Origin of the sequence: Neobacillus sp. YX16, from assembly GCF_030123505.1 — a bacterium.
Lineage (GTDB): Bacteria > Bacillota > Bacilli > Bacillales > Cytobacillaceae > Neobacillus.
This window is the reverse complement of sequence record NZ_CP126115.1, coordinates 5,316,437-5,332,163: the sequence shown is the minus strand read 5'-3', so window position 1 is coordinate 5,332,163 and position 15,727 is coordinate 5,316,437. Positions and strand designations below refer to the sequence as shown.

Here is a 15,727-nt window from a genome sequence, read left to right as displayed (position 1 = left end):
CCTCCTCCTAGTATTAATTCTATTTTTTAATAAGATATCCTTGCAAAACAATACAGTACATGAAATTGGCATAATTTTGTATAATAAAAAGAAATTAGAATTTTGTAAAAAAGAGTTAGATAGATATGTAAATTTAGATTCGGGAGAGTGCTGCATGAAGAAATTAACTATGACGGGTTCTATCATTGGGATACTAGCCTGTATGGTGGGAGTCTATTTTTATTTTAGTAATGATATTGGACTGAGATTCAACTTGAAGAAAAGTGATCCCGTTGCAACGAAAGAGGCACAAACGAAAATCGAAAAAGGCTTTGAGGCACCCGTATCAGGCAAAGTAGCGGCAGAATATGAAACCATGAGTGAAGAGGAACTAATCCAAGAGGTCCACAACATGACCCATCAAAAGGTGAAAGCAGACAAAAAATGGGGTGCATCAGAAATCACCGCAGATAAAGTCCAGAAACTAAATGAGGTGATACAAACCAAAGACTTTAAAAAAAGTAGTCACAAACAAATGCTCCTAGACATCCTAGAACCCTGGACAACGCGAGACTTTAGCAACGCAGTAAGCGCTCACAACCGAATTTGGGCCTACCAAAAAGGAAACATCGGCAAAGCCACTAGGCTCCTCACTCCGCAGGAAGAACTAGAATATATAGAGGACGAATTTAGATGATGGTGGCTCGCTGGTGAATATCAACACTCGTGGACACTTCCCATTCACGGAAAGGATTTATTAATGGAGAAAATCATAAAGAAAGCTCAGAGTCGTCGTCTCTGAACCTTACTTTTAATGAACTTTATGAGCATTTTGTAAATGACCCTAATTCATAAGAAATCGCAGCGGCATTATTTTCACACTAAAACACTTTCACTTATTCATCTTAAAAAAGTAAAATTGGGATAACCGTTTCCATTATCGCTAATTCTCTAAAGGGATATTGAACTAACTGCCTTATTTAGGGCACAACTGAGTTTAATCTGTCCATCATAGGCAATGGACGAGTTCAAAGAACAATAAATAGTGCTCTATCTTTAAAAAGGAGAACCACCTCAAATGCTTATGGTGGTAATGGATGACAACTTACTCTGTTGTCATCCCAATCAATTAGATTGATGATGGGCGATAATGAAAGAATTTTGTTTAGTTAGTTGATTACAGATCCAGATGGCTGAAGGAAAAAATAAGAGGTTTATTCCTGACTGTAATTGAGGAAATAGACCATTACAACCACAAAAACAATACCCATTATTAGTGAAAGATGAACTAACCAATCCATTGTAACAGCCTCCTTGTTTTATATCGATTTATCAATTAATAATTCTGGGTGTTTGGAATATTCTTAAGTATTCCATAATCAAATCGGAGAATTAGGTATATCTTATTTATTTACAGGGGGCAGTAGGAATATACCTAAACTGAAAATTATTCCCAGTTGTTACTTAAGTTAAATGACAAAACGTGGAAGGAATTTATACAAAAATGAAAGTAAGTTGATGAATGTAATCTTTAATGTTTTATTAATACCGCAGTTGGAAACGAGGGTGTTATTAAGGGTTATTCAAAAAAGTAAAAGATTATCTTAATCCAGCCAAAAAATGCAAGCCACAAAGGAATGCTTAAGGATGTTCCCCACATGAGCCCAATAAAAACATTTTCCTGCTCGTCCATGAAATCCACTCCCTACTTAGATGAAGATTACCCCTTGTGCTTTCAAGTAAATATTATTATTTCTAGGATACCAAAAAAATTCTAAAAAAATGGGAGAAGGATGTCAAAAAAATATAGAAAATTCCGACAATTATTTCTAAATGGTTTACAATAACAAGAGTTGTAAAAGAGGAATAAAAAGTTTATGAAACTGTTGCTGCTATAGATGAGAAGGCAAAATAAAGAAGACCTTGGGAGAGTTTTCTAAGAAATACGGCTCCTACCCCACATGAAGAAATAGAATAAATTATAGATGAGCTTAGATGATGGATGGTGGTGCCTGTCAACGCAGGTGGATCGTGATATTGGACTTTACTTGCTGCATGTGTTTTAGCATGTGAACTTCATTAATATTTGAATATGGCTGGACATAGTCTTTAGTATGGGAGAGTCTGTTCTGAAGGAGAGACATATGTCTAGAAAATCTATGCCGGTTACGGGTCTTGTGATGGGAATGGTACTGCTTGTCTGTATCCTGACTGTTTTTATGTTAATTAAGGGTGCTTGGTTTTCACCGGATAAAGAGGCAGTTGCTGTGGTGGAGGAGTTTTATCGGTTTGAACAGGAGGGAGAGTTTTCCTCTTCCTGGAGCCTGTTTCATTCAACCATGAAGGAAAAATTCAGCAAAGGATCTTACATTCAAGATCGAGCACATGTATTTATGAACCACTTTGGCGTTGAAACGTTCGACTTTACAGTTAGTGAACCTGAAGAAATCGACCAATGGAAAATGTCCAAAACTGGACCAGCTATGAAAAATGTATACAAAATCCTCGTCACCCAAACCTACAAAGGAAAATACGGAAACTTTGACCTCGAACAAGAAGTCATCATAGTCAAAGAAAAGGAAGAATGGAAAATCGTTTGGGACTATAACCAGTAATGGTGAAACAGTAATGGAAAAACTGTAATGGTGACAGGCACCGCCCGTGGACAAATCAACCATTTTGTCCACGTGGGGTGTACAGTAGGGGTTACGGGGTAGGGGGATGTTGACGGGGGAGTCTGGTTTGATTATAATTATCTTGAATTCGAGATAAATAAAAGTGAAGTTCATATAGGAGGGCCAATAAATGAAGCTGTTAGGTTTACATCATGTTTCGATCTTAACCGGTAAGGCGGAGAGGAACTTTCAATTTTATACAAAGATTTTAGGCCTGAGATTGGTAAAGAAAACGGTGAATCAGGATAATACAGAGTCTTATCATTTATTCTATGGTGATGCGAAAGGAAGTCCTGGCACCGAAATTACCTTCTTCGATATACCTGGGCTGGGGCATACCTATCCAGGTGTTGGGAGCATTTCATCAACCTCACTTCGAGTCAAAGATACCGCTGCACTCCACTATTGGGAAGAGCGATTCAAAAGGTTTGGTATTCAGCATGGAAAGATAGAGAAACGAAACCATCGCGATTCCCTAGCATTTCAGGATTTCGAGGGGACACGGTTAATTCTGGTAGCCGATAATGGAGAAGATGGAGTCAGTCCGGGCGTTCCCTGGGATAAAAGTGATGTTCCTATTGAAAATGCCATTATCGGTTTGGGCCCTGTTACCTTGACGGTTGCCAAACCCGACAAAACGGTCCAAGTGTTAACCGATATTATGGGCTTTAACCACGTAGGAACCTACCCATCACTCGCTGGAGTTTTCCCGGCTATTCAAGTTTTTGCAACAGGTGAGGGAGGCTCTGGTGCAGAGGTACACCTTGAAACAAGACCTGATTTACCAAGAGAACGTGCTGGAAGAGGCAGTGTTCACCATGTCGCCTTTCGTGTTCCAAATGAGGAAGAATATGAATATTGGGTAAAGCGAATTGCCGCATCTGGACTAATAAATTCAGGGAAGGTTGAACGGTATTACTTCAAGGCACTTTATTTCCGCGAACCCAACCATATCCTTTTAGAATTATCGACGGATACACCGGGTTTCGACGTGGATGAACCGGTTGAAACATTAGGGGAAAGGCTTGCACTCCCTCCATTCCTAGAACCTCGCCGCACAGATATTGAAGCAAAGTTACGACCTTTAGATTTAGAGAGTAAGTAATCGATTTGAGACAAGGACCAATCTGGAACTTGTCCTTTTTCTTGGCACAATCTTTCTTCTATATTAATCTATAGAAAAATCCTCTTTTTAAATAATTTAAAAAATTTATTAAAATTTCTCCAACACTTTTCGTTCCTATATCGTTATCTTACTGAAAGCGGCAAAAAACAACCGAAATTCTCAAGCACTAAAGATTTTTATTTTAAAAATAAAAAAAGTAAAAGCGAGTGATCCATGTGAATGTGGGAGTGAGTGATTTATATGAAAAGGTAAAGGATGATTTGTTACGCTTCGCAAAATCCATCGCTAGGCATGAGCAAGAGGCCCATGACCTGATTCAGGATGCAATGGTAAAGTCGCTTAACGAACCACAGCTGCTCAGTTTACCAGAATATAAGCAGCGTGCATGGTTTTTCCGCGTCATGAAAAACAGGCTGATTGATGACCGGAGAAAAGAGCAGCGTTTAACACAATGGGAGGATGACTTTGATTTTTCAATACAGGAGGCTGGTAGCAGTCACTTGGAAATAACGGAGTTACTCGCTCATTTGCCACAGGAATTAAGTGATCTTATTTTTAAAAGATATTGGTTAGGGCTTTCAAGTCAGGAAATTGGTGAGCAGTTAAGGATTCCTGCGTCTACAGTGCGCTACAAGCTTCATCTCGCGATCAAGAAATTAAGAACGATTATGGAGGAGGAAAAATAAATGAGTCAACGGATTGGAAATGTAGGATTATTAAATTTAGTGAATGCAACAGAAGAGAGTATTAAAGGTGTAGAACGGATTGAAAATGTAGGGCTAGTGCTTTATGGAAAAGAAAATGCACATCTGTTAACGAAGTTAAGTATTGGAAATATCGGGTCGAGCTTAGAAATACCAGCAGGCTACCACCTGGTTAATGGAGTTTTTCACCTGGATCAAAACTATCTCTCAGCAATCGTTGAGCCTGTTTTTCTCCTCGTAAACGGCATGGTTATTATTGATAAAAATGTTCAGGCAGACCAAGTTCAAGCGGGGCAATTAAGTTTGATGGTGAATGGTAAGGTATATAGTCCAACTCATCTCACTGGAATTGCAGGCAAAATGCTATCAAAAGGCAATGGAGCTGTGGAAACTTATGATGGAACAGCACCTCGGTTTGAAAATGGTAAATTCACATTGACGAATTCCTTCTTACAATCGATAGATGATTCTTTATATTTAGTGGTGAATGGAATGCTTTCCTTTACGCAGGACCTAAATCTAGACCTCTTTTATGAAAAAATCAGTAAGTTAGAAGTAAATGGGAAAATCTCGCTATTTGAGAATCAAGAAACCTATTTATATAAAAAAGTAGCTTCATTAACAACCTGTGTCGTAGAAGTGATTCCTGCTGGGTATGAAGTCTTGGCAAAGCCGCTGCGTTTAAATGGCCGCTCTATTCGGCGGTTCCAACAGAAAAAATGGTTTACGAATAAACCGGTAATCATAGAAAGTGATGTTTCTAGAGAAATGCTAACGAAGGCAATTGAAAAAATACACTCTACTTCCGTCATCATTTGCCATGAGGAAGTTGAAGACCTCGTCTATGAGCGTTTGAGCCTGATGGAGACAGAAGTATTGTCCTACGAAAATAGTTTTATCGTCATTGAGGGGGAAGAAGTATGGTCCAACGATCAATTCCTCGCTCTAAACCAGCCAGTTTCCATTATTGTAAATGGTCAGCTTACCCTTGATCGTGATGTAAACGAAGAAGTGCTACGCTCTAAGGTAACAACATTAGATGTCCTAGGTGAAGTAATCGTACGAGAAAGAAAATTAAAAGGAACCCTTCAAAATATCATCCGACTAAATACAGGTACAGTAGAAGAGGAAAAAGGCAAAGGAGAAGCAGAAGCCACACTACAAAACGTCGGCGAACTCTCACTATAATAAGAAGGCACCGCCCAAAGGGCGGTGCCTGTCACCATTTATACATCACTGTATATTTTTTCAACGCTGACTCGACCAGAGAAGAAGGTTGCCCCGCCGCCCATGTCGGCGATGCGGTCTGGTGTTAGGGTGTTGACGAGTTGTTTTGTTCCTTCTAAATCTGCCCAGAGTCCTTGGGTGGCGACCACTCCTGGGAGGACGTTTTCGCCTACTGTCACTTTTAAAATACATTCTCCGCGTTGGTTCCAAACCCGGACGTGCTCCCCGTCAACAATCCCCGAAGTCTCGGCATCCTTACGATTCATGTGCAATCGTGGTTCTTTTTCCAGGCTGATGTGTTTTTGATTATTTGAAAAGGTAGAGTTTAAGAAATTATGATTGGGTGCTGGGATAAAGTGATATGGATGATCCCCGTCTACTACGATTGGGATATATGTCGGCAGTGGAGGATATCCATTTGCTTTCATCCGCTTTGAATACAGCTCAATTTTCCCGCTTGGTGTCCGCAATTTGCCCGGAAACAATGGTTTAACCTTTGCTTTAACATATTGCTTTGCTGCCAAAGTTTCATAATCTAGTCCATCCAAATAGGGATTAGCCCTAAAATCGAGTGCTTCCGCTATCATTTCTTCCTCTGTTTCCTCAAATGCTGATTCTTCAAAACCCATCCCTTTCGCAAGCAAACGGAAAACATCGACATTGGATTTTGACTCTTCATAGGCCTCGATGACTGGCTGCTGAACCTGAATGTAATGGTGCCAGTAAGAGGTGTAAACATCTGTATTCTCAAAGGAAGATGTTGCCGGCAATACAATATCGGCATATTTGGCGGTCTCGGTTAAAAATAAATCATGGACAACAATGAATAAATCCTCACGCTCAAGACCTTTCCGAACTTTAACTCCTTCTGGAGCCACTACTGCAGGGTTACTGCTATAAACATATAGTGATTTTACAGGAGGGTCTATATCGAGCAGAGCATCTCCAAGCTGATTCATGTTAATTACCCTCGTCTTTTTGTTCTTTAATAGCCGAGGACGCTGCAATTTTACGGCGTTAACCGCTAAATACCCTGAATTCCCCTTTATTGCCCCTCCACCTTTGATAAGCCATTGACCTGTTAAGGCTGGAAGACATGAAACGGTGCGGACAAACATACCGCCATTATCATGATGCTGTGGTCCGTTACCAATACGTATAAAGGCCGGTGTGGTATTTCCATACATTCTAGCAAGCTTGTAAATATCCTCAACAGGAACTCCTGTTATTCCTGATACAGTTGTGGGGTCATATTGAATAACATGCTCGCGCAGCTCTTCATAGCCAACGGTATATTCCTGTAAGAAGGAGGAGTCGACCAAATTTTCAGCAAATAAAATATGCATGATTCCCAGAGCAAGCGCACTATCAGTCCCTGGTAAAATAGGAATAAACCAATCCGCTAATCTACCAGTTTGATTTTTATGAACGTCAATGACGACAATTTTTGCGCCGTTTTGTTTGCGGGCTTTTTGTGCGAGTGCTACCTGGTGCATGTTGGTACTAGCTGCGTTAATCCCCCAAAAAATGATGAGCTTGGAATGAATCGTATCTTCTGGGTCAACTCCGAAACTGCCACCCATCGTATATCTGTAGCCAGCAGAACCTGCAGAAGAACAAATACTTCGGTCAAGCTGGGATGCTCCCAAGCGGTGAAAGAAACGACGATCCATTCCCTCTGCATTCAACAGCCCCATATTCCCATAAAAACTATAAGGCAAGATACTTTCTGGGCCCTCTGTTTCGATAAGTTTTTTCCATCGAGAAGTGATGGTCTCAATGGCTTCATCCCAACTGATTCGTTCGAATCTTCCTTCGCCCTTTGCTCCAACCCGCTTCATCGGATATTTTAGGCGGTTATCATCATATATCCTGCTAGTCATATTCCGAACCTTATTGCAAATATTCCCCTTCGTCACCGGATGCTCCGGATCACCCTCCACCTTTACAACCCTTCCCTCTGCTTTATGTAAAAGCAAACCACATTGGTCTGGGCAATCTAATGGGCAAACAGACTTAATAACCCCATTTTGTTCCATCATAGGTAAACCCCTTTCAGTGCCACTTTCGCGGTGCCTGTCACCATATATACATCATTGTATATTTTATATCATGATATGACAGCTTTCAGGGTAGAGCAAGTGCATAAAATTTTCAATAAAGGGAAAAGGACTACCATATGGTAATCCTTGGTGTTTATTTAGGAGAAAATTCTTTCTATGAGCCAGAAGGCCCCTAATGCGGCTACTATAATTGACCCTGCTTTAATAATCAATCCTGATGATTTGAGCCTGAACATATAGGTTAGTAGTGGAAGAACAAGTAATACCAATGCTAACTGAACAACCTCAATCCCAATATTGAAATTCACTAAAGCAAGAGCTAAGTCAGCTTTTGGGATGTTCATTTCTTTTAAGATATTTGCAAATCCAAGACCATGGATTAAACCAAATAGGAAGGTTAGGCCCCAGCGGTGCCGGATTTCTTTTCTGAAAATATTTTCGAGCGCCACATACACGATGCTAAAAGCAATTACAGACTCAACGAAGCGAGACGGGAATGTAATCACGCCTAAAACAGCGAGACTTATCGTAATACTATGGGCAATCGTAAAGGACGTAATAATCGCTGCATATTGCTTGAACGTCTGCTTTCTAAGAAGTAAGGCTAATAGAAATAATAGATGATCGTAACCCGTCAAGATATGGAGCATTCCGAGCTTTAAAAAGGAGAACCAAGATGAAGTGGAGGCCTCTACATTAGGGTCAACCTCTTGAGTTGAATCAGGTTGCGTCTGATTTTCATCAGGTTGTGAGGTTTGTCCATCTTGGGATTGCTCTTCTTGAGCTTCAGCCAAAAGAATCGTCCAAGTCCGCTCTTTTCCTTGTAAAATTGCTTGGCCCGTCGTACCAGCAAACTCAAAGGAAATTAAGTTAACGTAATTGGTAGCAGGGTCATTTACATACAGTCCATCATTAAAGCTAAGGGTGTCCCCGGCAGTGAAAGCAGGAAAAGTTAAATAGTAGGTTAAAAAAATCTTATCTTCCTTTTTTTCCAAGACCATTTTTTCCAAGATAGGTTCTTGCTGCTGATTGTTTAAATCTAGAGTTAGATGGTGGTGAACGAGTTCCTCTAAATCATGGTTTTTCTCTTTCATTTCCGACTTCTCGAGTTCATTGTTTTTATTTTTATCAATATCCTCTATTAATTCGATAATTGACAGGGTATCAATAGCAAAAACAAACTCGGTTTTATCAGGATTCATTTTTATATTTGTATAACTTGCGCTATAGGCATGGGCATGTGCTAAAGAGGGGAATAACATACCCATCATAGCTAAAATAGCAAGATAATTAAGTAATCTATTTGATTTAAAATGAAATTTCAAAATTTGTCTACTTTGGTAGAAAAAAGAAATCACCTTTCAACCTCCCTAGGAATATTATTATAAAATAATTTTAAACGTATAAAAAGAAATCCTCCTATATATAATCACATTTCTCCTGATTTTGTATACATAAGTCGGAAATTATCAGTATAATTCCATGATTTTGGTTATTCCTATATTAGTAAAAATTTTGTAGAATAATAGAGCTACATATTATGGAGAGAGAGGGGACTTTTTTTCTAAAAGTAGAAATAGAAAGCAAAATTGACAAAAGGGTGGTACAGAGATGAGTTATAGCAAGGGGAAAGTTTTAAAACGCTGGATAAGCACATTCATGGCGTTTCTCTTATTAGTTAGCACCTTTTTACCTAGCGGCTTAATGGGGAAAGCCTATGCCGAACAGGCAAATCATGTAGTAATCTCTCAAGTTTATGGCGGTGGGGGTAATGGTGGAGCACCTTTTAATAAGGACTTTATTGAGTTATATAACCCAACTGACCAAGACATTTCATTAGATGGCTGGAAGGTTGAGTATGCCTCTGCAGCTGGTTCAACTTGGACTGGAACACCACTGTCTGGTAAGATTCCAGCTTATGGATTTTATTTAATTTCACAAGCAGGTGGAACTTCTGGAGGACCAGATCTTCCTACACCAGATGCAACTGGTTCAACCGCAATGGCTGCTGGTGCAGGAAAAATAAAATTAGTAAATAATGAATCTATAGATGTAGATTATGTAGGTTTTGGTTCTACTGCTAGCGCATTTGAGGGAACTGGTCCAACTCCAGCACCTTCTGCTTCAAAGAGTGTCCAACGTAGACCATACGCCAACACAGAACCTGCACCAGGTAAAGGAAATGCTTGGGATTCCAATGACAACAAAACGGACTTTGTTGCAGTAACACCAGTGCCAAAAAATACTGCAAGCACTCCTGAAGAACCAATGGTTCCACAAATTAGTTTACAGCCAAAAGGTTTTAATATTCAATTTTTACAAGAAGGTACTTCCATTAAGGTAACCGGAGGACCTGAAGCAGTTGAAGGGAATTCGACTATTAATGTGTATGAAAGCGCAACCAAGGGAACTCCTCTTTCAACAGTAACAGCAGAAGAAGATGGTTCCTTTGAAATCAGCTTCACGTCTGAAAAAGTGTTGACAGCGGTTTATATTTCTGCTACACAAACCGATCTTGACGAAAGTGCTGCTATTCAAATTAATAAAGCGGCTCCGAGTGCAAATGTTATTTTTGATAAGTTAAGCTATATGGTTAACGCAGGGAAAGGGACTTTAATCGGCGGCGCTGGTGCAGCGGTTAAGGAAGCCATCATCAATGTCTATGCTGATGAAGCTGCAACTCAAAAATTAACTACAACCGAAGTAAAAGCAGGTACTTCAGGAGATTTCAACATTACGATTAACAATGCACCTAATACAGTTTATGTTACACAGAAGACAACTAGCGATAAAGGAACTATGTTAGAAAGTTTGCCTGTTCCAATTGAAAAAGCTGTATTAGATGTTGTTTCGCCAATAAATGATGTAAAAGCAACTGACTCTAAAGGGATTTTGCTCAACCTAAACAATTTTTATACGATTGAAGGTGTCGTAACCGTTCAAAATGGTGTTCTTGGAACTCAGAAAAATAACTACTATATCCAAGACGGAACTGGCGGTATCAACGTATTTGGAAGCTTTGATTCAGGACTTAGCATTCAACGCGGCGACAAGTTAAAAGTGACAGGGAAAGTCATTGTTTATAATGGTCTAACCGAGTTTGAACCTACAGCTATTGTTAAAGTTAGCGAAGGAAATCCAATTCCTGCTGTCAAAGATATTACGATTCTTGATTTAAATACGTTTACAGTGGCTGAGCCTCTTGAAGGAAGCCTAGTAAAAGTAAGTGGTAAAGTATCTGCTGTTGCAGCTACCGGCGCCAATTACAATGTAACTTTGATTGATGAAAATAATAAATCAACTACAATCAGGGTAATGGGCGGTACAGAAATTAAGCCAGATACCAATCTTGTGGTTGGTAATAACTATTCGATTACTGGTATTGTTGGTCAATACACAACAAATGCAACTCACGTTAATGGTTATCAAGTATTCCCGCGTGACGTCAAAGATATCACGGCAATGTTAAACTTGAGCCACACTCCATTAACAGAAGTATTCGAAGATACAAACATTGAGTTTGTAGCGATCGCAAGCGGTGCTGAGTCTGTTACAGCTTACTACCGTGCAAAAGATGAAACCGAATTTACGGCACTTCCGATGACTTCAACAACAGAAGGACGTTATACTGCTACTCTTAATGCAGCTAATGTACCTGCGAATGCTTTTGAATACTATATTGAGGCAAAATCAGGAGACAAGACGCAAACTTCTGGAACAGCTAATGCGCCGCACCAAGTAAACTTGATTGCAGACATATTTGCACCAGAATTCCTTAGCGAAACTCCTGCTAATGGTACAAGAGTTGAAAGCCCTCGACCAGAAATTTCAGTTGTGATGGAAGATCCTAGTGAAGTAGACACAACAACTGTAAAGGTTTGGTTCGATGGAAATGAAGTAACAAATGCAACAATCAGCAAAAAGCAGGTGAAATTCACACCTGAGCAAGACCTTGAAAACGGTGTTCATACTGTAAAAGTAGAGGCAACTGACTCTAAAGGTAATAAAGGTACGAAAGAATGGACGTTTGAATCCGTTCCTCGTTTTAATGGCGGTCAGCATTTCCGTGGAACCACTCACAACCATACGAATATTTCACATGATGGTGCTGGTAGTCCAGAAGCAGCGGTTGCTGCTGGTAAAAAATACGGTTATGACTGGTTTGCTTTTTCTGACCACTCACACGATATCGATCCAACTTTACTTGGTCAGGACACGGTTGTTCGTGATGGCATGCAAGAACGTACAGGTGGATCAGATTGGCAGTTAACGAAGGATCTAGCTGATCAGAACACTAAAAATGGTGAATATGTAGTTTTCCCAGCATTTGAAATGACTTCAACAACATGGGGACATTCAAATATCTTTGGATCAGAGAATTTTATCGATCGTAATATTAATGGCAAGCAATACCAAGATCTAAACCAATACTATGCATGGGTTATGACTTACGATGATATCGTCGGACAATTTAACCACCCTGATATGTCAAATGCTGCTTTCAACAACTTCAAACCTTATAACAAAGAAGTGGACAAGCTTTTCACCATGCTTGAGGTTGGTAATGGTTCAGGACACTATGCTTATGCAAATGCTGAGAAGAAGTTCTTCTCTGTACTAGACTTAGGCTGGCACGTAGCTCCAACTTATGGTGAAGATAACCATGAAGGAACATGGGGACAAACAAGAGCTCGTACAGTAATCGTAGCTGACGATCTTTCACAAGCATCTCTATTACACTCAATGCGTAATATGCGTGTGTACATGGTAGAAGATCCAAACTTTACGCTAGATGTACTAGCAAATGGTTATTATATGGGATCTACCGTTGATAGCAAGAACTTGAATTTCAAGATTTCAGGAAGCGACTTAGTTGCTGAAAATCGCTCTATGAGTGAGTATGACTACTTAGCAGCTGATTATAAATCAGATGATAGAGTTGAAAAAGTAGAATTAATCACTAATGGTGGCGTGGTTGTTGATTCGTATTCTCCAATGACCAAAGATTTCACATGGGAACCATCATACAATGTGGCTGGCGGACAGCAATGGTTTGTAGTTCGTGTAACACAAGCGGATGGTGAAAGAATGTATTCTGCTCCAATCTGGTCAAAAGAAGAAGCAGTTGACGTTCGTGTTAACGGAATCGACGTTGAAGGCGAAGTCATTTTTGAAGGCAATCCGGCTACTTTAAAAGCAAGTGTAAGCAATAATGGTACACAGGATGTACAAAATGTAAAAGTTGACCTTTACTACGATGAGGTAAAAGATGCGAACCTTATTGGGACGCAAACTCTTTCATCTATCGTATCGAAGGGCGTTGGAATTGCAAGCTTTACGTGGAACAACACAATAAAAGGCGATCACAAATTAATCGCTGTGGCTTCATCTGATTATGGGAATCACCAATTTACCCTGGATGTTAATGTAAAAGAGCCACTGGGAATAAAAGTAATGATTGACGCGAAACACAACAATGAAAACACAAGTTCAGATGGTGGAACGTATAAAGACAACCTTAAAGCCTTTACCATTATTTTACAAAAAGAAGGGTATACGGTTGTTGAAAACAAAGAAACCATTACAGATGCAGTATTAAGCACTGTAAAAGTTTTAGTCATTACACACAATCGTACGGCGTTTACAGCAGAGGAAAGTGCAGCCATTGCCAAGTTTGTAAAAAATGGCGGCTCCGTCTTGTTTGCAGGTAAGAGCAATAATAGCACGGACCCTACAATCAATAACTCTTTATTAGGGGAAATTGGTTCAGCGATTCGAATGGGTAATGATGGAGTATTTGATGATAGTAAGGAAGGTAACTTCTGGAGTGATCCAAAGGTAAGCCCATTTGCTGTCCGTGTATCCCCAGGCTTAGTATCTAATTATATTACAGACCGCGTATCATTCTTAGATTACTATAGTGGAACAAGTTTATCGGCAGCTAATAACCAACCGTTAACAGACGGCGGTAAGGTAACGATTTTAGCAAAAGGAAATGAAACTACTTATCAAGGTAATATTAAGAGCGGCTACACGTATGACGCTGTATCTGATGCTTCTGGCGGTTCAGCAATTCCATTAATTGCATCAGAAGAAATTGGAGAAAATGGACGTATTATCATTTCTGGTATGAACATTTTCAATGATAAGCAAATTGATGAATCATACGAGCCAAAAGGAAATGACGAGTTCTCTCTAAATGCCATTAACTGGCTGGCAGGACGCGGAACACAAGTAACGAAAATTGGCGATGCACGTGAGTTAGCAGAAGATTCTCAAACTGTTATTGAAGGAACGGTAACGACAGGTGCCGGCGTATTCTTCGATGCATTCTATGTACAAGATGAATCTGGAGGAATCATGGCATTCCAAGAGGTGCCGGCAGATAGCATTAAACCAGGTGATAAAGTTCGAATCTATGGACACATTATTACTTTTGATGGAAACAAAGAAATTGAGTTTACTAGCTTTAATCAGGATGTTATAAAAATTGGTACAGGTGAACCTTTACAGCCTAAATTAGTACCTACAGGTGAAGCAACATCCGATGACAACCAAGGTCTGCTTGTTAAGGTAAAAGGTAAAGTGGTATCCATTTTTGACGCTAATTCTTATGTAATCAATGATGGATCTGGCGACATTTTAGTCTTCACAGATGGTTATATTGTCAACCAAAGCGGTCCAGTCCCTGTTCTTAAAGTTGGCGATACACTTGAAGCAGTCGGTCTTTCTGGTACTTTTGCTGATGGTACACGTATTCGTGTAAGAGATACGAAAGAATTAGTTGGTACGGATACTAGTAAACCAGAAGTCCCAGTTTTAAATACGGTAAAAGACAAAGACACAGTGATTAGCGGAACAGCAGAAGCAAATGCTACGGTAACTGCGAAAGTTGATGGTCAAGAAATTGGCTCAACTACTACAAATGCAGAAGGCAATTTTACAATTGAAATAGCCTTGCAAAAAGCAGGTGCGAAGATTCTTGTTACTGCATCAGATGCTGCAGGAAATGTTAGTGAAGCGGCTGAAGTAACTGTTATTGACGTTACTGCACCAGGAGTCCCTGTTGTAAATGGGGTTAACGATAATGACCTATTTATTAGTGGAGAAGCAGAACCAGGCTCAATTGTAACAGCAAAAGTTGATGATGAAGAAATTGGCAATACTAAAGCCAATGCAGAAGGCGACTTCAAAATTGAGATTTCAAAGCAATTAGCTGGTGCAGTGATTATAGTGACTGCAACAGACGTTTCCGGCAACGAAAGCTTACAGGCTCAAGTGAAGGTTACAGATGAAGTAGTGACAAAAGTCAGCGTATCCTACGTTGTAAATGGTAACCATGCCTTTAGGAATGTACATCAATTCACTGCTGCCTCAGAAGGAAGCAGAAATGCAGTATATCGTTTCTTACTCCAAGATGCAAAGGGAGACATTACCCTACTACAAGATTATGGAGTAAACAGCACTGTATCATGGACACCTAAAATGCCTGGAACCTACAAAGTAATTGTTCTAGCGAAAGACCAATTCAACAATGGTTTCTCCGCATTCTATCACGAAGCGGAAACAGAAATGACCTTTACAGTTGATCCAAATAAAGGAAAAAACAAATAAGTAAAAAAGTGGAAAGAGTAGGAATGCTCTTTCCACTTTTTTGATATAAATTGTCCGCCTGAGGTGGACACTGTCCACGAGCGGTGCCTGTCACCATAGCCAAAGGCTATGGTGACAGGCACCAAAAAACAACGCCCTTTACAAGATGGAAAATTTATCTTAGTATTAAGCCAACAATAAAAATTGCATACGGTTTTTGCACTAGGGGAGCTTTTCTGGCTGAGAGGACGTTTGTCCGACCCTTATGACCCGATCTAGATAATACTAGCGTGGGGAAGTGCAGGAGAAGATTATCGTTAGGTCAACCTTGATATGATTCGACTGCATTCCCATGGGATG

8 protein-coding genes and 1 riboswitch are annotated in these 15,727 nt (G+C 39.9%); of the genes, 6 read left to right on the top strand and 2 right to left on the bottom strand.

Features of this window, described 5'->3' with window-relative positions:
• The first annotated feature begins 154 nt into the window (after nt 1–154).
• The 5 genes from QNH48_RS26340 (at nt 155) to QNH48_RS26320 (ending at nt 5,672) form a co-directional block, all read left to right on the top strand.
• The gene (locus QNH48_RS26340; protein ID WP_283952641.1) at nt 155–676 is read left to right on the top strand and encodes a DUF6241 domain-containing protein; all 522 of its coding nucleotides are present in this window, start codon (nt 155–157) and stop codon (nt 674–676) included.
• Nucleotides 677–2,123: 1,447 nt separating this feature from the next.
• Nucleotides 2,124–2,594: a hypothetical protein gene (locus tag QNH48_RS26335; protein WP_283952640.1), complete on the top strand. Its 471-nt coding sequence runs from the start codon at nt 2,124–2,126 to the stop codon at nt 2,592–2,594.
• 190 nt (nt 2,595–2,784) lie between these two features.
• Nucleotides 2,785–3,759, top strand: a complete 975-nt coding sequence (locus tag QNH48_RS26330; protein WP_283952639.1) for a ring-cleaving dioxygenase — start codon at nt 2,785–2,787, stop codon at nt 3,757–3,759.
• Between the two features lie 248 nt (nt 3,760–4,007).
• Nucleotides 4,008–4,466: an RNA polymerase sigma factor gene (locus QNH48_RS26325; protein ID WP_283952638.1), complete on the top strand. Its 459-nt coding sequence runs from the start codon at nt 4,008–4,010 to the stop codon at nt 4,464–4,466.
• Nucleotides 4,467–5,672, top strand: coding sequence for a hypothetical protein (locus tag QNH48_RS26320; RefSeq protein ID WP_283952637.1), 1,206 nt, complete (start codon nt 4,467–4,469; stop codon nt 5,670–5,672).
• A gap of 38 nt (nt 5,673–5,710) precedes the next feature.
• Here the strand turns inward: QNH48_RS26320 and QNH48_RS26315 are convergent, their stop codons facing one another.
• Entirely contained in the window at nt 5,711–7,753 is a 2,043-nt protein-coding gene (locus QNH48_RS26315; RefSeq protein ID WP_283952636.1) for a molybdopterin oxidoreductase family protein, read from the bottom strand.
• Nucleotides 7,754–7,911: 158 nt separating this feature from the next.
• Complete coding sequence (locus QNH48_RS26310) at nt 7,912–9,099, bottom strand: HupE/UreJ family protein (RefSeq protein ID WP_283952635.1); 1,188 nt, start codon at nt 9,097–9,099, stop codon at nt 7,912–7,914.
• A gap of 286 nt (nt 9,100–9,385) precedes the next feature.
• Between QNH48_RS26310 and QNH48_RS26305 the strand changes: the two genes are divergently transcribed.
• A complete protein-coding gene (locus QNH48_RS26305; RefSeq protein WP_283952634.1) occupies nt 9,386–15,388 on the top strand; it encodes a DUF4350 domain-containing protein in 6,003 nt (2,000 codons plus the stop codon).
• 193 nt (nt 15,389–15,581) lie between these two features.
• Nucleotides 15,582–15,681, top strand: a riboswitch (TPP riboswitch).
• The last annotated feature ends 46 nt before the right edge of the window (nt 15,682–15,727 follow it).

Excerpts from the sequence above, each read along its gene's own strand:
- QNH48_RS26340 (WP_283952641.1), top strand. The coding sequence starts at position 155 with ATGAAGAAATTAACTATGACGGGTTCTATCATTGGGATACTAGCCTGT.
- QNH48_RS26335 (WP_283952640.1), top strand. The coding sequence starts at position 2,124 with ATGTCTAGAAAATCTATGCCGGTTACGGGTCTTGTGATGGGAATGGTA.
- QNH48_RS26330 (WP_283952639.1), top strand. The coding sequence starts at position 2,785 with ATGAAGCTGTTAGGTTTACATCATGTTTCGATCTTAACCGGTAAGGCG.
- QNH48_RS26320 (WP_283952637.1), top strand. The coding sequence starts at position 4,467 with ATGAGTCAACGGATTGGAAATGTAGGATTATTAAATTTAGTGAATGCA.
- QNH48_RS26315 (WP_283952636.1), bottom strand. The coding sequence starts at position 7,753 with ATGATGGAACAAAATGGGGTTATTAAGTCTGTTTGCCCATTAGATTGC.
- QNH48_RS26305 (WP_283952634.1), top strand. The coding sequence starts at position 9,386 with ATGAGTTATAGCAAGGGGAAAGTTTTAAAACGCTGGATAAGCACATTC.